This is a genomic window from Flavobacterium sp. PL12, assembly GCF_039123485.1.
GTDB lineage: Bacteria > Bacteroidota > Bacteroidia > Flavobacteriales > Flavobacteriaceae > Flavobacterium > Flavobacterium weaverense.
Genome location: NZ_JBANDI010000002.1, coordinates 1 through 26,375 on the forward strand (window position 1 = coordinate 1; position 26,375 = coordinate 26,375).

The following is a 26,375-nucleotide window of genomic DNA, read 5'->3' on the forward strand; positions in this document are numbered from 1 at the left end:
TTGATTAGTTCGCTGTAGGAATCTTGCATTTGCTATAATTTGGAATCACAAATATCTAGATTTTAATATTTCCCCACAACATTATGTATTGATCCGTTAAAGCTCTTAATCCCTAATTTATCTACATCATTATACCAATGCGCTAATTTTGTAATAGCAACAGTTTTATTAGTATAGTTGTTATAAATGTTGCGCAATTTTTGACTTAGATAATAAACAGTTTTAATTTCTGGATATTCTTCAAATAAGATTGTGGCTCTTGCTTTTTGGCTGTCACTCCATTTATTAGGACTTTTATACAATAGAAATCTACTTCTTGTTAGCAATTGCTTGGCTGTATCTCCATTTGAAAATTCTCTAGAAATAAATGGCGTTTTATTAAGTTTAGCTTCAGTTATAGCTGAGTTTTCTTGATCTAAAGCATCCCATTTTAATCTGATTCTAACTTCTTGTACCGCTTCTAATGCTAGTTTTTGAACATGGAATCTATCGGTTACTTGGTTTGCTTTTGGAAAGGATTTTTTCGCAATTAACTTTATACTATTGGCCATATCCAGGGTGATTTCTGTAACTTGATTGCGTTTTTTAGGATCTATTTTTTGTAAATGGTTTATAACAACCTCTGATTTAGTTCCCGCAATAATAGCTACAATAGATCCTTTTTTTCCTTTGCCTGCCTTGTTGGTTACTACCGTATAAAGTTCTCCCATTGATAGGTTTACTTCGTCTATGGATAAATGACTTCCCATATTTTCGGGAAAAATTAGCCACTCATTAGCGTGTTCGCGTTGCTCCCACGTATAAAAGTTACTAAGATGTTTTTTGTATTGTCGTTGTAGTTTTTACCATTCGCACCAAAGAATGATCCGATAGTATGACATTCGTTTGCTTTAGTATCTATTAATTTCTTTTAAAAAATCCGCAAACTCATGAGTCATGCGGGTAACTTGTGCTACTATATTCCAATCACGCTGGATGATTTCTTGAGATTGTTTATCTGTCCAGCGTCGTCTTTTAATGTGTAAGTAAACAAGTTTTCCTCGTAGTGGAAAATCTTGAATAGTAATCTCATTTAAGAAACCTTTGGACACAAGTTGTCTGTTATTATATTCTTTTGGAGGAGTACTTTTTTCTTCAAAGAATAGATGCATTTTCTCTTGTTCGATTTTGGTGTTGACCAAATCAAAGTGTTCCACAATTAATTCAGGAAGGATCAGTTTTAAAAGTTCTATGTAATTCTCCAAAGCTTGTTCTTTTAATCAGCTAAATTAGGAAATCTTTCATTCCTCCCCCAACTTTTAGGATTGATCCCTTTCTATTATGGTTTAATGTTTAAATACTTAGAGCCTATTCACATATATTTATTATATGTAATGTTAATCTGTGTTTTAAAATAGGCTTTATTTTATTTTGGACAATTGTTAATATTATACTAATATTTTTTATAGATAACGAAATAAAAAACATAAATTTATTTTTCTTAAGTAAGTAATGTTATTGTGCTTACTGATAACATAAATTTTTTTATGAAAAATAAATTACTCGTACTCTTAATTATATTTTTACTTTATAGTACTAAAAGTTTAGCGATAGACAATAAAAAAGTTTTAACTTTTTCAGATCTTCATTTTGAATTAGCAACAATTCGGTTTTCGAACGACACTGTAAAAAAGAAACGTAAAACATTAAATGTTCAAAGGACTAAGGCTCTTATTCCACCCCCATTAACTACTGCTGGTAGCGCATGCAAAGCAATCAACGAACCTGCAGTAAAAGTTTTCATAACCGCTTCAGGTGGTAGTGGAGACATTATTGAGTGGTTTTCTAGTCAGACGTCAAGCAAAATCTTAAATAAAGGCTCAATCTATGCTCCTACAATAAGTCAAACAACAACTTTTTATGTTCAAAGTCATGCAGGAGCTGATACAAGTATCAGGGTTCCTGTTGTAGCTTCAATTTTAGTAACTCCTCCTTCTATCTCTTTGATTTCTTCTCCTGTAAGAGAAGAGTTATGTGAAGGCATTCCAGTTTCATTCACTGCAGATGGCGGTGGTGATTTTTTCGAATTCTCTGTTGATGGAATTGTGGTACAGCCTATGTCTGATAATCGTATTTATACTAATAATACATTAACAAATGGTCAAGTAGTTAGCGTAAAATCTAGATATGGTGTTACTTTAGATGGTTCTATATTAGAAAACGCATGGGGTAGCGGTGCACTTGAAGACAACTCGCTTTCTGCAACACTGTCGCCTGCAGCGTTAAACGGTTATATTAACGCTGTAAAGATCGCGCCGGCCGAGGACAAATTAGTATTTGGAATAGCAGGAAGACTTGATAGCAATAAAAGCTTGTTGTTATTTCTTGATACTAAACCAGGTGGTTTTAATATTTCAAACTATGGTAGTGAAAATAATGTTATTCCATCTGCGAAGGGGTTCAATTATTTCAAAAATAATGTGAGTACTTTTGATTCGTACTTCCAGGCTGATTATTGTCTTGTACTTTCGTCAGATGATGGAGGAAATAATTATTATGCCGATATTATCGAGTTAAAAAATAATAATTCTACAAAGGTGAGAATCGGCAATGCCTCTTCAGGAAATCCTTCTGCAGTAATGGGTGTTAATAATACTAATGCTGGAATTAGTGATTATGAACGTGGTTTTGAAATTGAAATATTGAAATCATTAATGGGGTATACTTCAGGTGATATTAAATTCTTTGCATTTACGACACAAGATAATACTTTAGCTGATTTTAAAATAACAAATTCATTTTTAAGTCCTGAGTTAAATAGTTCCGCTGATTATGGTTCTGGTGGAATTGATTTTAATTTGAAGGATCCTAATCCAGTGGTCGTTTCGGCTGATGCTTTAATTTCTTGTTACGCAGAGGCGAGTGTGAGAATTAATTTGACTGAGAAACCTTCTGTTTCGACAGTGGGAGGTGATCAATTTAACTGCTCGTTGTCAAGCACTGCTCTTGGTGGAAATATTCCCTTAGTAGGTGTGGGTGAATGGTTTATGAAAAGTGGTCCAGGTTCCGTTATTTTTAGCAATATAAATCTTGGATCATCCACTGCTGCCGTTAGTATAGCTGGAACTTATGAGTTTTCATGGATTATTTCTAATGGTGATTGCGCGAAGTCTACATCTACAATTAAAGTAACTTTTAATATTATTCCAATTACTCCTTCAGGAACCAATCAAACTGTTTGTGCAACTTCACCAATTCAAACATTGACTGCTACTTCTTTAGCGCAAATAGGAGAGTCGATTGTATGGTACGATTCTTTAGTTGGAGGAAATATAGTTGCAAATCCCACACTAAATATTATTGGAACTACAACGTATTTTGCGGAAGCGATTAATAGCGCAACATTGTGTGTAAGTGAATCAAGAGCTCCAGTTATCTTAACCATTAATATAACACCTGATAATCCTGTAAGTGGAAGCGATCAAGCGGTTTGTGCTTCATCACCAATTCAAACCTTGAATGCGACTGCAACTGTAAACAATGGAGAGACAATCGTTTGGTACGATGCGCTAACGGGTGGCAATGTAGTGCAAAATCCTAATCTTAATTTAATAGGTACAGTTACTTATTATGCAGAAGCAGTAAATAGTGTGACTGCTTGTGTTAGTGTTTCTCGTACTGCAGTTACTTTAACGATAAACATTAAACCTCTTATTCCTGTAAGTGGAGGGAATCAGACAGTGTGTGCAACTTCACCTATTCAAACTTTGACTGCTACTTCTACAGCACAAAATGGCGAATTAATCGTATGGTACGATTCTTTAATTGGAGGAAATACAGTTGTAAATCCAACCCTAAGCTTGATAGGAGCTATAACGTATTTCGCAGAATCGGTAAATAGTACAACTTTGTGCACAAGCGAATCACGTACAGCCGTTACATTAACCATTAATGCAACTCCTGAAAAACCAATAAGTGGAAGCAATCAAACTGTTTGTGCAACTTCACCTATTCAAACTTTGACTGCAACTGCTATTGTAAAAAGTGGAGATTCAGTAGTTTGGTACGATTCCTTAATTAATGGGAATGTGATAATTAATCCGAATCTTAGCGCCATAGGTAATGTTACTTACTATGCAGAGTCAGTAAATATTTTAAATTCTTGCGTGAGCAGTGATAGAACAGCTGTAACATTAACGATTAACTTAAATCCAATTGTTCCTGTCAGCGGAGGAAATCAAACTGTTTGCGCAACTTCACCTATTGAAACTTTGACAGCGAAAGCTTTGGTGCAGGCAGGAGAATCAGTCATTTGGTATGATGCTTTAACTGGAGGAAATATAGTTAGCAATGCTAATTTATCTTCAATTGGAACTATAACTTACTATGCACAAGCGGTGAATAATTTAACATTTTGTACAAGCGAATCAAGAACTGCCGTAACGTTAACAATTTATTCTAATCCAATGGAGCCGGTAAGTGTTGGAAATCAGAATGTATGTGCTTCACTGCCAATTCAAATATTGACAGCAACCGCGACTGTATTGAATGGCGAGTCTTTAATTTGGTACGATTCATTAGTCGGTGGGAACTTGGTTGAAAATCCTATTCTTAGTGCTATTGGAACTATTACTTATTATGCAGAAGCGAGAAACAATAATAGCTCTTGTACTTCTAACAGTCGAACAGCAGTCACATTAATAATAAATGCTAGGCCGGATGCTCCAATAAGTGGTGGCGATCAGACTGAATGTACAAACGGATCATTGAGTCAAACATTGATTGCCACCGCATCCGGAGATTCGGTGAAATGGTACACTGCTGCAATTGGGGGAACTATAGTAACTAATCCAACAAAAATCGGAGTTGGATCAATAACCTATTATGCAGAGTCTGTTGTTGGGAATTGTGTAAGTCTAACTCGCACAGCTGTTACGCTTACAATTGTTGATGTAGTTGCAAATCCTATTGGTAACGATCAAACTGTTTGCTCAAATGGATCTTCGATGCAAACTTTAACTGCAAACGCTTCAGGGAATACTATAAAATGGTATTCTGAATTAACAGGTGGAGTTCTCATTACTAATCCTATTCATGTTGGTGTTGGGACAACTTCTTATTATGCAGAATCGTCAGTAGGAAAATGTTTAAGTAAGTCACGAACAAAAATTACATTAACCATTACTGCAATACCAGCCATTCCATCAGCAAATGTCACAATGCAACCATCATGCAGTCTCTCAACAGGTGAAATTACTTTTACAACACAAGTTGGCGCGGAGTATAGTATTGGTAGCGGATTTCAAGATAGTCCAATTTTTTCAAATGTGCTGCCAGGGAATTATACAATTCTTGTTCGGTATAAAAACAATTCGGCATGTGATGTTCAGGGAGCTGCGATAACAGTAAAAGCAATTCCGCAGCAAATTCAATTTGAAATAAATGGAAATTGTGAAGAAAAAGAATATGTCTTAACAGCAACTTCGGCATCTAATTCTTATAGTCAAAGCGATGTTTCATATCAATGGAAGGATAATAACGGAAATAGTGTTGGAACAAATTCCAATACTTTAAATGTTTCAAGTTTAATTACTTCTACTACAGAAAAAGAGATATTTCCTTTAACTTATTCGTTATCAATTTCTTCTCCAGCTACAGGTTGTGAATTAACAAAAATCTTTATAGTTGAAACAATTTTGTGCAACATCCAAAAGGGAATTTCACCGGATGGAAATGGTTCTAACGAATACTTTGATCTTCGATTATTAAATGTGAAAAAATTAGAAATTTTTGATAGATATGGTATAAAAGTATACAGTCAGTTTAATTATACGAACCAGTGGAAAGGTCAATCTAGCAGAGGCGATGATCTTCCAACTGCCACTTATTACTATGTTATTGAGTTTGAAAAAGGGGAGTCAAAAACGGGATGGATTTATTTACTTAGATAAAGTAATTAGTTGAACTTATTTATAGGTCTGCCATCATCGTGTGGACTACCACTAAGAAAAATATAAAGAAATGAATAAAATATTTTTAACTTGTCTTTTAGTGTTACTGTCATTTAGCAGTGCAATAGCGCAGCAAGATCCGCATTACACCCAGTATATGCATAATATGAATGTAGTTAATCCTGCTTACGCTGGTTCAAAGGAAAATATTTCATTTGGACTTTTGTATAGAAAACAATGGGTTAACATTGAAGGTGCGCCAAGTACTTTTACATTCTCAGGCGATTCGCCAGTCGACAATAACGTTGGTTTAGGGTTGTCATTAATATCAGATAAAATAGGACCAGTTTCTGAACAAAATGTGTTTGGAGATTTTAGTTATACCATAAAAATTAATGAAAGAAGTAAGTTGGCATTAGGGCTGAAAGCAGGAGTTTCTTTTCATCGCGTAGGTTTAAGGAATATACAGTCTACCTTGCCAGATCCTTCTGAAGGTATCTTTGGTGAAGACATTAATGACGCTACACTGAATGTAGGAGCAGGAGCATTTTATTACACTGATAAATATTATGTCTCTTTTTCAATTCCTAATATGATAAAATCTGCACATTTAGATTATAACGGACTTGAATACGGTTCCGATGTTTCTCATTATTTTCTCGCTGCAGGCTATGTGTTTGATCTTAATTACGACCTGAAGTTTAAACCCTCTTTTATGCTGAAATCGGCCTTTAATGTAAGTCCATCATTAGACGTTTCTGCAAATTTTCTTTTTAATGAGAAATTTGAAATTGGAGCCACATATAGATTGGAAGATAGTTTTGGTGGGATGGTAAATTTTGCCATTACACCAGAATTGCGAATAGGATATGCTTACGATCATATAGTTTCTAATTTGAATGTAACTACATCTTCATCGCACGAGTTTATTTTATTATACGATGTATTTACCTTGAAAAAAGTTTCTCGTTCCCCAAGATTTTTCTAAAATTTTATTAAAGAATAAATGAAAAAAACTACTTTACTTTTATTTTTTGTCTTTTCAAGTTTTTCTATTTTGGGACAAAATAAACAAACCAAGATTGCAGATAAACTCTTTAACTCATTCGACTATTCTTCTGCTGCACTTCAATATGAAAAATTAGTCGCTAAAGGATTTTTAGACTCTTACATCTATAATCAACTTGGAATGTGTTATTACAAAATGACCAACACTATAGAAGCTGAAAGATGGTATTCAAAAGTTAGTAAACCTATAACAGATGCTGAAACGGTCTTTAACTTTGCACAGGTTTTAAAATCTAATGGTAAATACGAAGAATCAGATCGCGAAATGAAATTATTCTGTTCTCTGCTACCAAATGATAATAGAGCGATAAAATTCAATCAAAATTCACGCTATTTACAAAAAATAAAAAGTGCTGATCAGATGTTTGAAGTCAAGAAAATGACAATCAATTCTAATAAATCTGATTTTGGTGCAGTGCTTTATGATGACATTCTTTATTTCGTGAGTGCTAGAAAGCAGAGTGCTAAGTTATATAAACGCACTAACGAGCCATTTCTAGACCTATATCAATCGCGTTATAATTACAGTGATGAAACCTTCTCTCAACCCGTAGCTTTATCAGAATTGAACACATCGTATCACGAAGGACCAGTTACAATTAGCAACGATGGAATGACTATGTATTTTTCTAGCGAAAGTTTCAACGATAAATTATTTGTAAAAGATGACGCTAATAAATTAAAATATGGACAAGTTAATTTGTTTAAGGCTTCCAAAATTCATGGAAAATGGACTTCAATTGTAGCCGTTCCATTTAATAGTAAGTATTATTCAACTGGGAATCCTACAATAAACAAAGATGGAAACGTCCTGTATTTTGCATCAAATATGCCCGGTTCTATCGGAGGAACAGATATATGGAAAGTAGATATTAATTCTGATGGAAGTTTTGGCACACCGCAAAATATGGGTGATAAAATTAATACTGTAGGTGATGAGAATTTCCCTTTTATATCAGCTGATAATGTGCTTTACTTTTCTTCCAATGGTTTAAGTGGATTTGGTGGTTTAGATGTTTTTTCGTTTGATAGTAATGTAAGTGATAATTCGATAAACCTAGGAATTCCAATTAATAGCGAAAAAGATGATTTTGCATTTACATTTAATAAAAATAGAAACATCGGTTTTTTATCTAGTAACAGGTCGGGATTAGATGACTTATACAATGTAGTTCCCTTGTGTAAATCAGAAGTAACTGTGGTTGTTAGAAATTCAAAAACTGGAGCTTTTTTGGCAAATTCAAATGTTACTTTCTTAGATTCAAATAAAACCAGTTTCGAATCTCAAATAACAAATAATAAAGGTGAAGTGATATATAACAGTTCATGCGGAAAAAAATTTTCCATTGTGGTATATAAGGATGGATTTATGCGTAATGCAGACTCGTTGTTAGTCAATACAAATGGAATGCAGAAAAGGGAGATATCACTTAATCCACTAGAATTAATCATAACAGAATCTGAAATAATATTAAATCCAATTTACTTTGACTTCAATAAAAGTGAAATTACTCCTGAAGTTGCTGCAGAATTAGATAATCTAGCTTATATAATGGCTCAGAATAAAAAATTAAATATTTTAATAAAGTCACATACCGATAATGTGGGAAATGAAAAATATAATTTAAATCTCTCTCAAAAAAGAGCTAATTCTACATTAGAGTATCTTGTGTCAAAAGGAATTGCTGTACATCGATTAGAAGCTAAAGGTTTTGGCGAAACAGAACCTAAAGTGAATTGTAATGATAATTGCTCTGATGCTGATCACGCAATGAATAGACGATTAGAGTTCATCATTATAAAGTAAACGAATATAAAAAAGGGATATTAAAATATAATTTCCCTTTTCAATTTCTAAATAGTTATCCGTGCACTGTTTCGTTCTTGCCGTATTTTACAATAATTGAAGTTTCAAACTCAATCCATTCTTGCCATCTTTTGTCCACATCCACATTATCTGCATATTTCCTCGCAAAACCAATAAAAGTAGTGTAGTGGCCCGCTTCACTAATCATCAAGTCACGGTAGAATTTGGCTAATTCCGCATCTTTTATATTCTCCGAAAGAACTTTAAATCGTTCGCAACTTCTCGCCTCAATCATTGCCGAGAATAATAAACGATCGCACAATGCATCTTTTCGGCTACCATCTTTTTTCATGAACTTAAAAAGCTCATTGACATAATGGTCTTTTCGCTCTCTTCCTAAAGTAAGTCCTTTGCTTTTGATTAACTCGTGTACTAACTGCAGGTGATCTAATTCCTCTTTAGCGATAACTAACATTTCTGTTACTAATTCTTCTAACTCTGAATTATAAGTAACAATACTTATTGCATTTGACGCTGCTTTTTGCTCGCACCATGCGTGGTCAGTCAATATTTCTTCAATATTTGATTCAACTATATTTACCCATCTTGGGTCGGTGGCTAATTTTAGTCCTAACATAATATAAAAATTGATTTAGTTACAAAATTAGTCTTTTATCGCTGATTTACTTCATTAATTAAATAGTATCCTATTTTGTAGTTTGGGCGTGACAGCGATAAATAAATGGCAAAACAACGTAATAGCATAGCCATTTCTATATCTCTGTCGGGCTATCCGCTGCAAGTCCTCATCTTGTTTTCGCTGCGCTTCATCTAGATTCCGGGCTTTCCACTATTATCCCTCACGCAAGTTGCAGTAGTTGAGAAATTTATATGTTATAACAGAAATTATTTCCCAAAAGACCATTATAATTGTATTATTTTGCAACAAATTTCAAAAACAATAATCTAATGCAAACGCTTTTAATTTTAGGATTTGTTTGGCCTGAACCTAATTCTTCGGCAGCAGGTGGGCGTATGATGCAGCTAATTTCGCTGTTTAAAGAGCAGGGATTTAAAGTGGTATTTGCAAGTCCCGCCCAAGACAGTGAATTTATGATTGATTTAGCCGATTATGATATTGAAAAAATATCTATTCTCTTGAATAATTCTAGTTTTGATACTTTCATCACGGAACTTAATCCAGCAATAGTGTTGTTTGATCGTTTTATGATGGAAGAGCAATTTGGTTGGCGTGTTGCCGAGAATTGTCCAACTGCATTACGAATTTTAGATACTGAAGATTTACATTGTTTGAGACTAGCTAGACAAAAAGCATTTAAGGAAAACCGTGAATTTAAGACTACAGATTTATTAAAGCAAGAGGTTGCAAAAAGAGAAATTGCAAGTATTTTACGTTGTGATTTGTCTTTAATGATATCAGAATTTGAAATAGAATTGCTCAAGTCTACTTTTAAAATTGATAGCAGTTTATTGTTGTATTTACCGCTTTTATTGGAACTTGATCAAATCAGTGATTTAAATAAGTTGCCATCGTTTGATGAGCGAAATGATTTTATCTTTATTGGTAATTTTCTTCATGAACCTAATTGGAATGCCGTTCAATATTTAAAAGATACAATTTGGCCACAAATCAGGAAGTTTCTTCCTCAGGCTAATTTAAATATATATGGAGCTTATCCGTCGCAAAAAGTTCTGCAATTAAATAACACAAGGGAAGGTTTCTTAATTAAAGGCCGTGCAGAAGATGCGAACGAGGTAGTTAAGAATGCTCGAATCGTTCTTGCTCCGTTGCGGATAGGTGCAGGAATAAAAGGGAAATTGTTAGAAGCAATGCAATGGGGAACGCCAAGCGTAACGACGAGCGTTGGCGCTGAATCAATGCAGGGAGAATTAAATTGGAATGGTTTTGTTGAAAATAATCCAGAAGCTTTTGCAAATAAAGCGGTTCAATTGTATCAAGATGAAAAACTTTGGCTAGATGCTCAGAAAAATGGAAACTTGATTATACAGCAACGCTATTTAAGATCCTTATTTGAAGATGATTTTAAAAATCGAATTAATGAAATGATTTTTAATCTTGAGGATCATCGCTTAAATAACTTTATAGGTGAGTTGTTGCAACATCATACCTTAAGGAGTACTAAGTATATGTCAAAGTGGATTGAGGAGAAAAATAAGTTGTAGAATCTTAAATTGTTGCTTTTGCGTGAGGGATGGAAGTGGCATCCTTTTATGAAATGCAATGGAATAAAAGATATAGCGTACAGCCCGACCGAACTGAAACAATAGTGAAAGCGAGGACACGCCCAAATAAAAAACCCGTCACTTATTAAAAATGACGGGTTTTTAGTATTTATAAAAATCTGTTATTATGCAAGCATCGTTACTGGATTTTCAATATATTGTTTTAAAGTTTGCAAGAACTGTGCTCCGGTTGCGCCATCGATAGTACGGTGATCACAAGCAAGAGATAACATCATTGTGTTTCCTACAACTATTTGTCCATTTTTAACAACCGGTTTTTCTACAATCGCTCCCACAGAAAGAATAGCAGAGTTTGGCTGATTAATGATTGAATTGAATTCAGTAATACCAAACATTCCAAGGTTAGAAACTGTGAATGTACTTCCTTCCATTTCAGTAGGTAGTAATTTTTTGTTCTTCGCTCTTCCAGCAAGATCTCTTACGCTTCCACCTATTTGTGATAAACTCATAGCATCTGTAAATTTCAGTACAGGAACTACTAATCCATCTTCAACAGCTACTGCAACACCTATATTTACGTGATGATTGATGATAATTACATCTTCTTTCCACTGTGAATTTATTTTTGGGTGTTTCTTTAATGCTAAAGCACAAGCTTTAATTACCATATCGTTGAAAGATACTTTTGTGTCAGGAACGCTATTAATAATTGCTCTTGATTTCATTGCATCATCCATTGTCACTTCAATAACTAAGTTGTAATGAGGTGCAGTAAATAATGATTCAGCTAAACGCTTAGCAATGATTTTACGCATTTGCGAATTTTTGATTTCTTCAGTTACTACTTCTCCAGCAGGAACAAATAATTTTGCAGCAGGAGCTACAGCAGTATTTGCTTTCGCTGGTGCATCAACAGCTTTCGGTGCAGCGGCGGCAGGAGTGAAGTTTTCGATATCGCTTTTTACAATACGTCCGTTCTCACCAGAACCTTTTACTTGATTTAATTGGATTCCTTTATCACTAGCAATTTTCTTTGCTAATGGCGAAGCTAATATTCTTTTCCCGTCATTTGATTCTTCTTGAACAACTGGTTCTGAAGCTTTTTCAACAGTTTTCTCAGTAGAGACAGGTTCTTTAGTTTCATCAATCGCAGCAGTCTCCTGTGGAGCTCCGCTAGCTTTATAATTAGAAGATATTCCACTTACATCCGTTCCCGCAGGTCCAATAATTGCTAAAAGACTGTCTACAGGAGCTGTATTTCCTTCTTCTATTCCAATATATAATAGTGTGCCTTCATTGAAAGATTCAAATTCCATCGTTGCTTTGTCAGTTTCGATTTCAGCTAAAATATCTCCTTCGGTTACACTATCTCCTACTTTTTTCAACCAAGTTGCTACAGTTCCTTCAGTCATTGTATCACTTAAGCGTGGCATAGTTACTACTACGACACCTTTAGGTAAAGATTCTGATGTAGCTGCTGAAGTTTTTGTAACTTCCTCTGTAACTTTAGTTTCACTAACCTTTGATTCTTCTTCTTTAGCCGGCGCTTCTGGGACTGATTTTCCTGATAGTAATTCAGAAATATCTTCACCTTCTTCTCCTATAATAGCCAATAAAGAATCTACTGGTGCAGTTTCACCTTCAGGTATACCAATATGTAAAAGAGTTCCTTCATTGAAAGACTCAAATTCCATTGTTGCTTTATCTGTTTCAATTTCAGCAAGAATATCTCCTTCACTTACTTTATCTCCTACTTTTTTAAGCCAAGCCGCTACCGTTCCTTCTGTCATGGTATCGCTTAAGCGAGGCATTGTTATTTTGATTGCCATAGTGATTTATAGTTTGTGAGGTATAAAAGGATAGTTTTCTTGATCGTAAACTACATCATAAAGTTGTTGAATTGGAGGATACTCTGATTCTTCAGCAAATTTAACGCACTCTTCAACAAGATCTTTCACTCGTTTATCGATTGCCTCAATTTCTTCTTCTGTAGCGTAATTTTGATCTTTTATAATATCAAGTACTTGAGTAATTGGATCAATTTTTTTATATTCTTCTACCTCTTCTTTAGATCGGTATAATTGTGCATCTGACATAGAGTGACCTCTATATCGGTATGTTTTCATTTCTAGGAAAGTTGGCCCATCACCGCGACGAGCTCTATCAATTGCTTCAGTCATTGCTTCTGCAACCTTAACAGGATTCATTCCGTCAACTGGTCCACATGGCATTTCATATCCAAGACCCAATTTCCAAATATCAGTATGATTAGCTGTTCTTTCAACTGAAGTTCCCATTGCATAACCGTTGTTTTCAACGATAAACACAACTGGAAGTTTCCATAACATTGCCATATTAAACGCTTCATGTAAGGAACCTTGACGCGCCGCACCATCACCAAAATAAGTCATAGTAACACCGCCAGTTTCAAAATACTTATCAGCAAAAGCTAGACCAGCACCTACAGGTATTTGCCCACCTACGATTCCGTGCCCACCATAAAAACGGTGCTCTTTAGAGAAAATGTGCATAGAACCACCCATACCTTTTGAAGTACCAGTAACTTTCCCTAAAAGTTCTGCCATTACGCGTCTAGGATCAACTCCCATACCTATTGGCTGAACGTGATTTCTATATGCAGTAATCATTTTGTCTTTTGTCAAGTCCATTGCATGCAATGCTCCGGCTAATACTGCCTCTTGACCATTATATAAATGTAGAAAACCTCTAACTTTTTGTTGTATGTACAATGCTGCAAGTTTGTCTTCAAACTTTCTCCAAAGTAGCATGTCCTCATACCACTTTAAATATACTTCTTTTGTAACTTCTTTCATCTGATTTTTCTTTTGCTAAAGTGTTATCGATTTATGCCTAATAGTGCAAAATAGTTTCCTCATACAAATTTGCGAAATGCAAAAATAACACATTCCAACTTAGAACTAAAATTTAATAGGTGATATTTAGAGCTTTTACAAGAATTTTTTATCAAACATAAACGGTAGTAAGTTTTTTAAAGATTCTGATTTGTATATCGCTCCAATTTCTCCCATAAAGTATATTTGTATAGGCTGCTCTTGTTTGATTTCATACTCAGCGATAGATTGTCTGCAAGACCCACATGGAGGTATTGGAGCAGTGGTTTGATTTGTATCTGAAGCTGCCGTAATTGCCATTTTTACAATCTTGGCATTTGGATATTTTGCACCCGCATAAAATATCGCAACGCGTTCAGCGCACAATCCTGACGGATAAGCCGCATTTTCTTGATTTGACCCTACTATAACTTCTCCATTATCTAAAGCGATAGCTACACCAACTCTAAATTTAGAGTACGGAGCATATGCATTTTTTCTTGCTTCAATAGCTTGAGTCATTAAATCTTGAACATCATTTGGCAACTCTTCAACAGTATCAAATGCATTAAACGTCGTTGTAAATGTAATTTCTTTCATATTTATAAGGGAAAAAAAATCCAAATTTCAAAAGTTCGAAATTTGGATTGTTATTTGTCAATAAATTATTATTTAATATTCGTCGTATTTGTCACCAAAATTAAACGTTAATGAGAATCGCAGAGTATTTTCTAATGGGTTTTTTACTTTAGATGCAGAAAATAAATAGGAAACGTCTACTTTAACTACATTATACTTGAAACCTGCTCCAAGTGAGAAAAACTGTCTTGTTCCTTTAAAAGGACTTTCATGAAAATATCCCATACGCATTGCAAATGAATCTTGATATAAATATTCTGCTCCTACTGCATAGGTGATTTCTTTAATTTCTTCACTAAAACCATCTGGTGCATCACCAAATGATTTAAATACTCCTGAAGTCCATCCTATAGAACGATAGTTGTCATTATTTTTACTATATTCTTCATCTGTAATATTTCCATCACCATTTAAATCCGGATTTTGAGGACTTGGCACTAATAATTTATTGAATTCAACATTCAATGCCACTTTATTGTAATCGTCTAAAATAAAATCAAAACCAGTTCCGATTTTTAAATTAGCTGGCAAGAAATTATTGTTATAATCGTCCTTATCATAACTAATCTTTGGACCTAAATTTTGTATATTGAATCCTGCTCTCCATCTTCCAGTAAATTCACTAAAAGCTATCTCTTCAGATTGAAAGAAACCTGCCACGTCTACTGCAAATGAACTTGCAGAAGTAGCATCATTGTTTTCATCAGGAAATTTTAAATTAGAGTTTATAAAACGACCAGCAATTGCCATAGAAAATTTCTCACTTAATTTTAGTGAATACGATCCGTCTATTGCAAATTCGTTTGGAGAAACTGTTGCAAAATCTTCATTTAAATCTCCTGTTTTACGTAACTCAATATCACCTAAGCCAAAATACCTGATACTTCCAGCAAATGCACTTCTCTCATTTAATTTATTATAGTATGTCAATTGAGCTAATGAGATATCGTTTACTAAGTCAGTTAAATAAGGAGTATAACTTACTGAAAAACCTTGCTTATCTATAGCAAATGCGTATTTAGCAGGGTTCCATTGTTGTGAAAAAGCATCAGCAGATGTCGCAACACCCATATCGCCCATACCAGCTGCTCTTGCATCTGCGGCAACTAATAAGAAAGGAACTCCTGGTGAGATAACACGATCCTGTGCTTTTGCAGAAGAAATAATTATTAAAGAAAGGATAATGAATAAAGTTTTTTTCATTTTAGGAATAATGTTAATTGAACAAATATAGTATTAAAGTATAACAAGTTTTTCAAATTTTTCACTTTTCAAATTCGTTAACGTAGATTTTACTGTGAGCTTGTATATATAGACCCCTTTTCCAATTTTATCTCCGAAATCATCTTTACCGTTCCAGCTAAGTTCTCTAGATAAAAAACCTTCGGTGCTAATAATCTGGTTTTTAGTCCAGACTACTTTCCCAGTAATTGTCATTACTTGAACTTGAACTTCTAGCGGTTCGTAAGGTCTATTATGAGTAAACCAAAACTCTGTATAATTAACGAATGGATTAGGATAATTCAAAACATTACTTAGCGAAAGCTTATCATCTCCCGCAACTATAAATTGAATCTCCGCAGTTACAGGATTGTTATAAACATCCCAAGCTTTGAACGAAATAGTATGTAAACCTGCTGATAGTTTACGCAATGGAAAACGCAGTGTTCCATTTGTAAAGTCATCTAACTTAGTTTGGTAATAATCATTTAAAATAAAAGGATTGCTTACATCTCCATCAAGAATTGCAACAATATCATGACCTATTCCGCTAGCGGTATTTATTCCATTTTCATCTTCTAGAATGGCAACTAAGAATGGAGATTCATTAGTCGTTCCTCCTGAAACGAAAGTTTCATCATTCATATATAACTTCACTCTTGGACTAATATTGTCTGCGACTGCATTTTCGTTAATTCCTCCTACCAAGATATTTGAATCATATCCGGTTTCATTTTCGAGAACATTATTCTTTTTGGCGTAAAAACTGATTCTTCCGTTTGCTACTGGAACTCTAATATCTCTTGGCACCACAAAGCTAAACTCAAATTGACCGTTAGTAACGGAAGCATTTCCTCTAAAAATAGTTTCACCTAAGACATCAAAGTTCATTGCGGGACTATATCCATCGTTATTGTAAGTTGCTCTTGAAATTGTTTTGTCGAATATTGTTGTAGCTATCTCTCCCGTATAGTTGGTTAACGGATTGTCGTTCTCATCTGTTATTTCGCCAGTTAATTTTATCTTCGATAAAGATTTGAAATTATCAGTTGTTTGTGTCACAGGAACGTCATTAATCTTTGTGAGTTTGATCTTTGGTTTTGGCAGCGCCAAAACTAATGCAGGATCGCCAATATAAAATACAACATTTGTAGCTGAATTTGGATTGCTGTTTTTAGAAATTCGCAAGGCTTCAGCGATAGAAGTATATTGGTTTGAACCGTATGACAACAAGTTTTTAGTGAGCAAATCATTAAAATTTTCAGCACTAGACTGACCAATAGAACGTATCGTTGTAATCATTGCAATTGCTCCACCTTTAGAATTCCAATACGTGAATTCTCCTGCTGTTGGTCTAAAAGGATTGTCAAAACGCGAAAATTCACATGTGATGGTAATAAATAAAGGATATTTATACTGGTTACTCAAAGTTTGTCCATCTGATTTTTCCCAAATTCGCTCTGCTGACAGTCCATCTTCACCTCCGTGGCCTAAATAATTAAAAATAAGTGCTCCTTTTTCAAAAGCATTAAAAAAATCAGTACGAGCTTTTGGATATCTGTAACCGCCAGCTGATGCCTCTTGAACGTAGGAATCCAGCAGAATTTTATTTACATTTAAAAAAGGTTTGCTAGTTTTAATGTCATCCGCCAAAGTATTTTGCCTGAGCTGTAATGTAGCATCAGAAGATACGACAGAGCATTCGCCAGAAGTTACTTTAGTGCAATCAGAATCATCACTAATCATAGTAATATTATTTCTCCAACTGCCGTATGATTTTATATCGTGGTACTCAATAACTTTATTAACCATTTCGTCAGCTTGCTTCGCATCATTTACAAGCATTCTACCAACTGCAATGTCGATTCCTCCAAAAAAATTCGTGATATTCCCTTCAGATTCATCCATTAATCCAAAAAAATCGTCAGAAGCAAAAGAGGATTCTCCTGAGGAATTACTGTTTAGTGCATGGTAGATAGGAACAACATTTGTGTTATTGGGTATTCTATTTTTAAAATCATAGGAAGCATCGCCAAAAAGGTTAATATATTTTACTCTTTTTTCTATTGATGAAGCATTCTCGTAAACATATTTAATGCAGTTGCGTATCGCAGCAATATCCTGTTTACCGGAAGAAAACTCCTGATAGATTAAATCAAGTGGAATTACTTTTACGTTAAGGTTTGAACGATTTCTATGAAAAGCAGCTAGCTTTTCTGCTTGAGAGACTAAAAAATCAGGTGTAACTATAATGTAATCTATATCTTGAAACTGACCTTGGCTATTTTTGAATAATGTGCCTTTTAGATTCTGATTTGCTATTTTTGATTTATTCTCTTTTAAAGGAGTGTAATAATCATTTTCATCTATCGCAATGTATTTTCTAAGCTCGCCTAAATTAGCCTTAAAGCTAACCGTATTTTGATTTGCGCTTTCAATTTTGGCTACGTTATACATATCAGTAATGTCCCAAATCTGACTTATACCCATCGCATTTGAAATTTCATAATTAGCAATTCCGTTAATGCTAGCAGATTGATCGTGCTGAAATCGAAATTGTTTCCCGTAACCTTGAAGTTTTCTTTTGGCTATAAGCCGAATGTTATCCAGAAAACCTTTAGACCCTGGGACTCCATTATTATTGTATTTCAATTTGATTTTTGTAGTTTCTGCTCCGGTGAAAGAAATATTTGCGGGTAGTGACGCTGTTGTAAATTCGATTTCAGAACCCGGACTTATTGCAGAGAATCCTAACGATGGAAGCGCAGTTCCATTTGCAACTATTTCAAAATTTGTTGCAGTAAATGATGCAGCAGCAGCGGTAAGCATGATTTTTACAGGAACTGAAGTATCAACGTTTGGAAAGCTAAATTCAAATTCTTGCTCATTTTTCACATCAAATGATTCGCCAAACCACTGTCTGCCCAATCTTGCAATGTTAACGAGATCAACTTCATGGAATTGATAATCGTCAAATGTATTAAGATTTAAAGTGCTACTTCCTGTGGGTTGTACAATAGGTTTTATCCTTTTTCCATCACCACCTTGAACGGTCAAATAGTAATATGATTTCTTATCATATAAATTAAGATTAGTTCTACTTTCAGTATTCCAAGTATCAGCACCTTCGGCATAAAATAGAATATAATCTTCGTTGTTAAAAACACCGTCGCTCTCACCGTTTATTTGAATCGCATTTTCGACTAAGTCATTAGGATATAAAATGCTATTTAATAATGGTAACATGCGACCGCCGTTCCCGAATAATTTTATCTTTCGGGGATCTACATTATTAAGGTCAATACCAAGTTGCTGCAGAAAATTTTTAGAGATTTTATAAACGCCTGATTTTTCGACATAAAATCTGTACCAATTTCCGCTGGACAAAACAGAATTAGAAATAACATTTGAGGTATTACTTATTTGTGCGGTTCTAAAGTTGCTGCTTTCTATCTCGTAGGAAAAAGAAATAATTCTTTTGAAGCCAAATTCATCTTTGATAATAGGAGAAAGATTTATAAAGGCTTCTTTAATTTCGCGAGATTTTGAGATTATAAGCGATGGGTTTACTATTTTTGGAATATTAGCAGCAGATAAATCTCCTAGTTGATCCTTTGAAATATTTTCGAATTTAATATTGGATAATACAATTTTTCCTTCATCAAAAGTGACTGGCTGTTGTGATTTTAAAGTAAAAAGAATTGTTTTTGTAGCATTATCGTAATGAAAACTATTTCCTGTAAATTGAGGAATTAGAACTTTGAAGTTGCCGTAAGACATCTCTTTTTTTTCTAACCATTCTATATTTATATCTCCTTTTTTTTGGGCAGAAGAAACAAGCGGAAGTAGGCTTAAGATTGCCAAAAATAGTTTTCTCATTGTTTTTCTAAACGTAAATATTGAGCGCTTATTATTAATCAGTAAAAATAAATCATTTCATGTAATTGTAATAATAAAAATTATAAATTTGCGTTATATTAGATAAATTAATGTTAAAGTTAGATTTGTCAAAAAACGTATAGGCGATTAATTGTTAATTATTATATTGCGCCACTAAAATTATTACCTACTAAAGAGTATGAAAGCAAAGAGAATTATGGGCATACAGTTGTTACTATCAATCGTTTTGGTTGCTGGTTTCTCTAGTTGCAGTAAAAAATCCAGTTCTAAGAACACTTCTAGAGCGACGGGTTGGAACATGGATAGCAAGAAAGGCTCGAGCAAGAAAAAGCAAGAAGCGGGACCAGGATTGGTTTTTGTTGAAGGCGGTACCTTTACGATGGGTAGAGTTCAAGATGATGTTATGCATGACTGGAATAATACGCCAACACAACAGCACGTTCAGTCCTTTTATATGGATGAGACAGAGGTTACTAATTCTATGTATTTAGATTATTTAGATTGGTTGAAAAGTGTGTATCCACCAACAGAGGAAAATTATAAAAACATTTATGAAGGGGCATCTCCAGATACTTTAGTATGGAGAAATAGATTAGGTTATAATGAAACGATGACTAATAATTACCTTAGACATCCATCATATGCTGAATATCCTGTTGTAGGAGTTAATTGGATTCAAGCGGTTGAATTTAGTAACTGGAGAACGCAACGTGTGAATGAAGCACTGTTAGAAAAAAACGGATATTTGAAAAAGAATGCAAAAACACTTGATGTTACGGCTGAAAGTAATTTTGACACTGAAACATATTTAAACTCACCAACTTCTGCTTACGGTGGAGATGAAACTATCGTATTGAAAGGTGGAAAAGGAGCTAAAAAGAGTCCAAAAGCAGGAAAGAATGGTACTGTAGTGCAACCTAAAAATGTTTATGCACAGCGCTCTTCAGGAATACTTCTTCCTGAATATAGATTGCCAACTGAAGCTGAATGGGAATATGCTGCTGCAGCAGATGTAGGTCAAAGAGAATATAACATTTACAAAGGTCAGAAGAAATATCCTTGGTCAGGTGGTTACACTCGTTCTGGAAAAAGACAAAATAGAGGTGATCAATTGGCTAACTTCAAACAAGGTAATGGTGATTATGGTGGAATCGCAGGTTGGTCTGATGATGGTGCTGATATCACAAATGAGGTAAAAAAATACCCAGCAAATGATTTCGGATTATATGACATGGCTGGAAACGTTGCAGAATGGGTTCAAGATGTTTACAGACCTATAATTGATAACGAAGCTAATGATTTCAACTACTTTAGAGGGAATCAGTATACTAAGAACAAAATTGGTCCTGATGGCAAAATTGAAATCGTTACTAAGGACAATATGAAGTTTGATACTTTAAGTAATGGTAAAATAATTGCGAGAAATTTTCCAGGTCAAATTGCACAAGTTCCAATTGATGAACAAGAGACTTATTTGAGACAGAATTTTGATAAGAGTGACAACGTTAACTATAGAGATGGTGACAAGCAGTCAACCCGATATTATAAGTTTAACGACGAGTCTTCAGATGATAAATCGAAATCTGATAAATTAATGTATAATTCGCCTAAACACAATGTAACGACAGACAGCTTAGGTAGAATGGTTAGAAAATACGATCAATCTAGTAAAAGAACCACTTTGATAAATGATGAATCAAGAGTTTACAAAGGAGGTTCATGGAGAGATAGAGCCTATTGGTTAGATCCGGCTCAAAGAAGATACTTTCCTCAAGATATGGCTACGGACTACATTGGTTTTAGATGTGCAATGTCTAGAGTAGGTCCAAAAGCAGACAAGAAAAGATCAGCAAGAAATTAAATTTATATTAAAAATAAAAATAGAAGCCCTTTGATTAGGGCTTTTGTTTTTTTAACACCTTTCAGATGGATATTAAGTACATTCATGGTTTATTTTTAAATTGTAATGCGGTAGTAATAGATACTCGTAAAATAGTAGCGAACTCTTTTTTTGTTGCTTTAAAAGGAGATCGGTTTGATGCTAATACTTTTGTGAATGAAGCATTATATAAAGGAGCATCGTACGTTATTATTGATGATGCTTCTTGTTTTGTTGACGAACGCACAATTGTAGTTCAGGATAGTTTAGTTGCGTTGCAGCAGCTTGCCATGTATCACAGGGAATATTTAGGATTGCCAATTATCGCGCTTACGGGTAGCAATGGAAAAACAACTACAAAAGAGCTTATTAATGTTGTTCTTTCTAAAAAGTTTAAAACTAAAGCTACAGTAGGAAATTTGAATAATCATATCGGAGTGCCATTAACGTTGCTTTCTTTCAATTCTGATACAGAAATAGGTATTGTAGAAATGGGAGCGAATCATAAAAAAGAGATCGAGTTTTTATGTGAATTAGCAAAACCAGATTATGGTTATATAACTAATTTTGGAAAAGCGCATTTAGAGGGATTTGGCGGTGTTGAAGGTGTCATTCAAGGGAAGAGCGAAATGTATCATTACTTATCCAATGAGAGCAAGCTTGTGTTTGTTAATTTAGAAGATGCTATTCAGGTTGAGAAGTCTAAGAGTCTAAAATCCTATACATTTGGTGTTAACAGATCGACAGCTGATCTTAATATAACGAATATAACGGCAAATCCTTTAGTAGCGGTAAGTTATGAAAGTAATACAATTAACTCGCATTTAATAGGACTTTACAATGCAAACAATATTAATGCTGCTATAGCTATTGGAAAATACTTCAAAGTCATAGATGCTGATATAAAAAGTGCTTTAGAAGCATATGTTCCCGAAAATAATAGATCGCAGTTACTTAAAAAAGGTTCGAACCAAATCATATTGGATGCTTATAATGCAAATCCTAGTAGTATGAAAGTAGCTATTGAAAACTATATACAGTTGAGCGATTTAAATAAAATAATGATTCTAGGGGATATGTTTGAGTTAGGATACGAAAGCGACAAAGAACACGAAGAAATTGTTGATCTGCTTAAAAACGAACAAAATATAAAGTGTTATTTTGTTGGTACTGCTTTTTATAAAGCGAGAGTGGAAGCTGATAATTTTTATTTTTATGATTCTTTTGATAGTTTTTCAGTTGTACTATCTAATTTTATTTTTGATAATAATTCAATTTTAATAAAAGGTTCAAGAGGAATGGCGTTAGAGCGTACGATAGATTTTATCTAATAAATTCCTTTCTTGATAAGAAATTAAAGATGCTATCACATTATATGATGATGGCATTATTAATTACGATTGTTTCCCGCAGTTTTAGGACTCTAGAAATTAAGACATGTCACCTCTTCAATTTTTGAGGTGTTTTTAGATAGTGATTCTTATAGGTGTTTTTGCATTCAAATTTATTTTCTTAACTCTTGACTCTTATTATAGCTATCCTAATACAAAATGGGTATTGGGTAAGTGTTGGGTAAATTTTATACAGTTTTATAATCTAAAATTTATCGTAATCGTTTGAATTACAGTTCTTATTTTATTGGAATGAGAGTTGCTTAGTATTTAGAAAATAAATCCTGATTAATTAATTCTTAATATGAAAACACAAACTGTCCCAATCAAAGAAAAATTTTTATCTAAGGAAAGCAATACGCTATCTAAAGATGCTAGTTTTTCAGCAAGTAGCTTCGCTAATAATATTGTCTTAGTAGCAACAATGGCGTTATTAATCATTGGAGCTTCTTTCGTTTATTATCTTCAACCTGATTTTTATAATTTTAATCAAACAAGAATCAACTCCTCAATTGGTTTGACATTCATTATAATCACTTCTGCTTTACTTTTATTTAAAGTCTTGTTCTTCTTTTACAATGTCTATCTATACTTTCAATATAAATCTATAGAATCTGTAAATGATGAATTACTGCCAACTTGCACTATCATCGTACCGGCATATAACGAAGGCAAATTAGTTTATGAAACATTAATGAGTATTGCCAACAGTGATTTTCCTAAAGATAAGCTGCAGATATTAGCAATTGATGATGGAAGTAAAGATGATACTTGGTATTGGATGAATAAAGCTAAGGAAGTTTTAGGTGATAGGATATCTGTTTTTCAACAACCAGAGAACAAAGGTAAAAGACACGCTTTATATCGTGGTTTCAATTTAGGGACTGGAGATGTTTTTGTAACAATTGATAGTGACTCCATTATTAAAAAAGATACTTTAAGAAATTTAGTAAGTCCATTTATAGTTGACGAGAGCTGTGGAGCTGTAGCCGGTAACGTTCGAGTACTGAATAATAAAAACGCCATTTTGCCTAAGATGCTTAATGTTAGTTTTGTGATGAGTTTTGAATTTGTAAGGTCTGTGGAAAGTCAAGTAGGAAGTGTGCTTTGTACTCCTGGTGCACTAGCTGCATATAAAAGTTCAGCAGTTTTTAATTGCTTGCCAGAATGGATCGATCAAAAGTTTATGGGAGTTGCATCAGACATTGGTGAAGATAGAGCCATGACGAATATGATTTTAAAACAAGGAAAGAAAGTTCTTTTTCAGCGTAATGCAATTGTGCTAACAGACGTTCCAGAGCAATACAAAGGATTGTATAAAATGTTTATTCGTTGGGGTAGAAGTAACGTTCGTGAAAATCTAGTTATGGCTAAGTTTGTTTTCACTAATTTTAGAAAGGAATTTAAGCTAGGAGCAAGGTTACTATTTACAAATCAGTTTTTGACTTTGGTAATGACATATCCTTTTCTAATTTTCATGATGTATTTTATAATCGTTCAACCTTTACTTTTTCTAAGTTCAACGCTCTTGGCGATATTGATATTTGCGAGTTTTCCAGTTTTCTTTTATGCTAAAAAGTACAGTGCGGCAGAATCCTTATGGGCATACGCGTATAGTGTTTTATATACTTTTGGATTATTTTGGATCTCTCCATATGCGATAGCTACAGCTGGAAAAAGTGGTTGGTTAACTAGAGAATTGCCAGTAAAATAATTTTTTTTGAAATGTTTACTTTCGTTTAATTCTCAATTTATTAATGAAGAGTTGATGTGCTAAGTACTTCATTTTTGACAAAAACTTAAAATAAAAGTGAATCAAAGAATCGTTTAGATTTCAAATTAAGACGATTTTTTTTATGCATAGAAATGTATAGTAACGGATCAATACATATAGTCATGGGGAAATAGTAAAATCTAGATATTTGCTTTTACTAAATTCAGTATTAAATAAAATTTTTTAAAGTTCAGTTTTATGAAATAAAAAAAACCTCCAAAATCAAATGACTTTGGAGGTTTGTAAATTTGGTGGGCGATGAGGGGTTCGAACCCCCGACCCCCTCGGTGTAAACGAGGTGCTCTGAACCAGCTGAGCTAATCGCCCTACTTCAATTTAGTAACTTTCGTTTCTGTTATTGCGTGTGCAAATATACATCACTTTTCTACAATTGCAAGTAAAAAATAAAAAAAATTATAAAATTTCTGCTACAACAAAAGTGCTTCCGCCAATGTAGATGAAGTCGGATTTTGATGCATTACTTATCGCGTTTTGGTAAGCTTCTGAAATTGAATTGTATACTTCTCCTTTAAGTTGAAAAGAAGCTGCTTTTTCTTTTAAAATTTTAGCATCTAGTCCACGAAAAATAGTTGGTTTACAGAAATAATAAATTACATTTTTAGGGAATAGCGGTAGAATTTCATCTAAATCTTTATCGTTTACAACTCCTAATACAATGTGTAATTTATCAAAACTCTCTTTTATGATCTGATTTATCACGATTTGAAGACCGCTCTTGTTGTGTGCTGTGTCACAAATAACTTTTGGAGATTCACCTATTTGTTGCCATCTACCCTGTAGGTTAGTATTTTTTACAACATTTAGTAGTCCCGATTTTATATTTTCATCACTTATTTTAAATTCTTGTTGCTTATTTAAAACGGCAATAGTTTGAAGTACAGTTTTTTTATTATGAAATTGGTAATCACCTATTAAATCAGATGGGAAATCAATCGAAATTAAATCTGAAGCAAGATAGATCTCCGAACTTTTTTCTTTGGCTTTAGCCAAAAAAACTTTTTTGGATTCCACATCATATTCTCCTATTACTACTGGAACTAAAGATTTGATTATTCCTGCCTTTTCAGAGGCAATCGATTCGACTGTGTTTCCCAGAAATTGCGTGTGATCTAAGCTAATATTTGTTATTACAGATACAAGTGGTTTAATAATGTTAGTCGCGTCTAATCGGCCTCCTAAACCTACTTCAATAATTGCAATATCTACATTTTCTTTTGCGAAATAGTTGAATGCCAAACCTACGGACATTTCGAAAAAACTCATCGACTGTTTTTCTAAGTAGGATTTATGTTTTTTAATAAAGTCGCAAACAAAATCTTCAGAGATTTCAATCCCATTAATTTTTATCCGTTCTCTAAAATCTTTTAAATGAGGTGATGTGTATAGACCAACCTTATATCCTGCTTCTTGTAATATTGAGGATAGCATGTGAGATGTGGAGCCTTTTCCATTAGTTCCGGCTACGTGAATACATTTTAATTTTTTTTCAGGATTACCTAAGTGTTCAGATAATGAAATAATATTGGTCAAGTCTTCCTTGTAAGCCGATGCGCCTTGAGTTTGGTACATTGGTAATTGATTAAACATCCACTGCGTTGTTTCTTGATAATTCATGAGGTCTATAAATAATAAAAACTCAAAGATACTTGAGTTTTTATTATTTATAG

The 26,375-nt window shown here is 33.8% G+C and carries 16 protein-coding genes and 1 tRNA gene; 7 read left to right on the forward strand and 10 right to left on the reverse strand.

Annotated elements, in window-relative coordinates:
- Positions 1–62: 62 nt before the first annotated feature.
- Both RCH19_RS01210 and RCH19_RS01215 read right to left on the reverse strand, forming a co-directional pair.
- The gene (locus RCH19_RS01210; RefSeq protein WP_343021702.1) at positions 63–749 is read right to left on the reverse strand and encodes a transposase; all 687 of its coding nucleotides are present in this window, start codon (positions 747–749) and stop codon (positions 63–65) included.
- 141 nt (positions 750–890) lie between these two features.
- A complete protein-coding gene (locus RCH19_RS01215) occupies positions 891–1,244 on the reverse strand; it encodes a transposase (RefSeq protein WP_343021703.1) in 354 nt (117 codons plus the stop codon).
- 282 nt (positions 1,245–1,526) lie between these two features.
- Here RCH19_RS01215 and RCH19_RS01220 point away from each other — a divergent pair, with 282 nt between their 5' ends.
- The 3 genes from RCH19_RS01220 (at position 1,527) to RCH19_RS01230 (ending at position 8,805) form a co-directional block, all read left to right on the forward strand.
- Complete coding sequence (locus RCH19_RS01220; RefSeq protein WP_343021704.1) at positions 1,527–5,930, forward strand: gliding motility-associated C-terminal domain-containing protein; 4,404 nt, start codon at positions 1,527–1,529, stop codon at positions 5,928–5,930.
- A 70-nt stretch (positions 5,931–6,000) separates the two neighbouring features.
- Entirely contained in the window at positions 6,001–6,918 is a 918-nt protein-coding gene (locus tag RCH19_RS01225) for a type IX secretion system membrane protein PorP/SprF (RefSeq protein ID WP_343021705.1), read from the forward strand.
- An 18-nt stretch (positions 6,919–6,936) separates the two neighbouring features.
- Positions 6,937–8,805, forward strand: coding sequence for an OmpA family protein (locus RCH19_RS01230; RefSeq protein ID WP_343021706.1), 1,869 nt, complete (start codon positions 6,937–6,939; stop codon positions 8,803–8,805).
- A 55-nt stretch (positions 8,806–8,860) separates the two neighbouring features.
- On the opposite strand, the gene RCH19_RS01235 is transcribed toward RCH19_RS01230, so the two are convergent.
- Positions 8,861–9,442 carry a tRNA-(ms[2]io[6]A)-hydroxylase gene (locus RCH19_RS01235; protein ID WP_343021707.1) on the reverse strand — a complete coding sequence of 194 codons (582 nt, stop codon included), beginning with the start codon at positions 9,440–9,442 and terminating at the stop codon, positions 8,861–8,863.
- A 332-nt stretch (positions 9,443–9,774) separates the two neighbouring features.
- Here RCH19_RS01235 and RCH19_RS01240 point away from each other — a divergent pair, with 332 nt between their 5' ends.
- Entirely contained in the window at positions 9,775–11,010 is a 1,236-nt protein-coding gene (locus RCH19_RS01240) for a glycosyltransferase (RefSeq protein WP_343021708.1), read from the forward strand.
- 185 nt (positions 11,011–11,195) lie between these two features.
- Here RCH19_RS01240 and RCH19_RS01245 read toward each other — a convergent pair whose 3' ends face one another.
- From RCH19_RS01245 to porU, 5 genes are all read right to left on the reverse strand, one after another.
- The gene (locus RCH19_RS01245; RefSeq protein WP_343021709.1) at positions 11,196–12,860 is read right to left on the reverse strand and encodes a 2-oxo acid dehydrogenase subunit E2; all 1,665 of its coding nucleotides are present in this window, start codon (positions 12,858–12,860) and stop codon (positions 11,196–11,198) included.
- Positions 12,861–12,866: 6 nt separating this feature from the next.
- Positions 12,867–13,865, reverse strand: a complete 999-nt coding sequence (gene pdhA, locus RCH19_RS01250; RefSeq protein ID WP_121925716.1) for a pyruvate dehydrogenase (acetyl-transferring) E1 component subunit alpha — start codon at positions 13,863–13,865, stop codon at positions 12,867–12,869.
- A gap of 135 nt (positions 13,866–14,000) precedes the next feature.
- Positions 14,001–14,483, reverse strand: coding sequence for a cytidine deaminase (gene cdd / locus RCH19_RS01255; RefSeq protein ID WP_343021710.1), 483 nt, complete (start codon positions 14,481–14,483; stop codon positions 14,001–14,003).
- Between the two features lie 72 nt (positions 14,484–14,555).
- Positions 14,556–15,725, reverse strand: coding sequence for a type IX secretion system outer membrane channel protein PorV (gene porV, locus RCH19_RS01260; protein WP_343021711.1), 1,170 nt, complete (start codon positions 15,723–15,725; stop codon positions 14,556–14,558).
- 33 nt (positions 15,726–15,758) lie between these two features.
- A complete protein-coding gene (porU, locus tag RCH19_RS01265; RefSeq protein ID WP_343021712.1) occupies positions 15,759–19,622 on the reverse strand; it encodes a type IX secretion system sortase PorU in 3,864 nt (1,287 codons plus the stop codon).
- A gap of 199 nt (positions 19,623–19,821) precedes the next feature.
- On the opposite strand from porU, the gene gldJ reads away from it, so the two are divergent.
- The 3 genes from gldJ to RCH19_RS01280 all read left to right on the forward strand — a co-directional run bounded on the left by gldJ (position 19,822) and on the right by RCH19_RS01280 (position 24,627).
- A complete protein-coding gene (gene gldJ / locus RCH19_RS01270) occupies positions 19,822–21,504 on the forward strand; it encodes a gliding motility lipoprotein GldJ (protein WP_121925720.1) in 1,683 nt (560 codons plus the stop codon).
- A gap of 65 nt (positions 21,505–21,569) precedes the next feature.
- Positions 21,570–22,853 carry a UDP-N-acetylmuramoyl-tripeptide--D-alanyl-D-alanine ligase gene (murF, locus tag RCH19_RS01275; RefSeq protein WP_343021713.1) on the forward strand — a complete coding sequence of 428 codons (1,284 nt, stop codon included), beginning with the start codon at positions 21,570–21,572 and terminating at the stop codon, positions 22,851–22,853.
- 364 nt (positions 22,854–23,217) lie between these two features.
- Complete coding sequence (locus tag RCH19_RS01280) at positions 23,218–24,627, forward strand: glycosyltransferase family 2 protein (RefSeq protein ID WP_343021714.1); 1,410 nt, start codon at positions 23,218–23,220, stop codon at positions 24,625–24,627.
- Positions 24,628–24,936: 309 nt separating this feature from the next.
- Here RCH19_RS01280 and RCH19_RS01285 read toward each other — a convergent pair.
- Both RCH19_RS01285 and RCH19_RS01290 read right to left on the reverse strand, forming a co-directional pair.
- A tRNA-Val gene (locus RCH19_RS01285) sits at positions 24,937–25,014 on the reverse strand.
- Between the two features lie 87 nt (positions 25,015–25,101).
- Positions 25,102–26,322 (reverse strand): folylpolyglutamate synthase/dihydrofolate synthase family protein, encoded by a 1,221-nt coding sequence (locus RCH19_RS01290; protein WP_343021715.1) that lies wholly within the window; start codon positions 26,320–26,322, stop codon positions 25,102–25,104.
- Positions 26,323–26,375: the final 53 nt, after the last annotated feature.

Excerpts from the sequence above, each read along its gene's own strand:
- RCH19_RS01220 (WP_343021704.1), top strand. The coding sequence starts at position 1,527 with ATGAAAAATAAATTACTCGTACTCTTAATTATATTTTTACTTTATAGT.
- gldJ (WP_121925720.1), top strand. The coding sequence starts at position 19,822 with ATGAAAGCAAAGAGAATTATGGGCATACAGTTGTTACTATCAATCGTT.
- RCH19_RS01290 (WP_343021715.1), bottom strand. The coding sequence starts at position 26,322 with ATGAATTATCAAGAAACAACGCAGTGGATGTTTAATCAATTACCAATG.
- RCH19_RS01225 (WP_343021705.1), top strand. The coding sequence starts at position 6,001 with ATGAATAAAATATTTTTAACTTGTCTTTTAGTGTTACTGTCATTTAGC.
- murF (WP_343021713.1), top strand. The coding sequence starts at position 21,570 with ATGGATATTAAGTACATTCATGGTTTATTTTTAAATTGTAATGCGGTA.
- RCH19_RS01235 (WP_343021707.1), bottom strand. The coding sequence starts at position 9,442 with ATGTTAGGACTAAAATTAGCCACCGACCCAAGATGGGTAAATATAGTT.
- RCH19_RS01210 (WP_343021702.1), bottom strand. The coding sequence starts at position 749 with ATGGGAAGTCATTTATCCATAGACGAAGTAAACCTATCAATGGGAGAA.
- porV (WP_343021711.1), bottom strand. The coding sequence starts at position 15,725 with ATGAAAAAAACTTTATTCATTATCCTTTCTTTAATAATTATTTCTTCT.
- porU (WP_343021712.1), bottom strand. The coding sequence starts at position 19,622 with ATGAGAAAACTATTTTTGGCAATCTTAAGCCTACTTCCGCTTGTTTCT.
- RCH19_RS01245 (WP_343021709.1), bottom strand. The coding sequence starts at position 12,860 with ATGGCAATCAAAATAACAATGCCTCGCTTAAGCGATACCATGACAGAA.
- pdhA (WP_121925716.1), bottom strand. The coding sequence starts at position 13,865 with ATGAAAGAAGTTACAAAAGAAGTATATTTAAAGTGGTATGAGGACATG.
- RCH19_RS01240 (WP_343021708.1), top strand. The coding sequence starts at position 9,775 with ATGCAAACGCTTTTAATTTTAGGATTTGTTTGGCCTGAACCTAATTCT.
- cdd (WP_343021710.1), bottom strand. The coding sequence starts at position 14,483 with ATGAAAGAAATTACATTTACAACGACGTTTAATGCATTTGATACTGTT.
- RCH19_RS01280 (WP_343021714.1), top strand. The coding sequence starts at position 23,218 with ATGAAAACACAAACTGTCCCAATCAAAGAAAAATTTTTATCTAAGGAA.
- RCH19_RS01230 (WP_343021706.1), top strand. The coding sequence starts at position 6,937 with ATGAAAAAAACTACTTTACTTTTATTTTTTGTCTTTTCAAGTTTTTCT.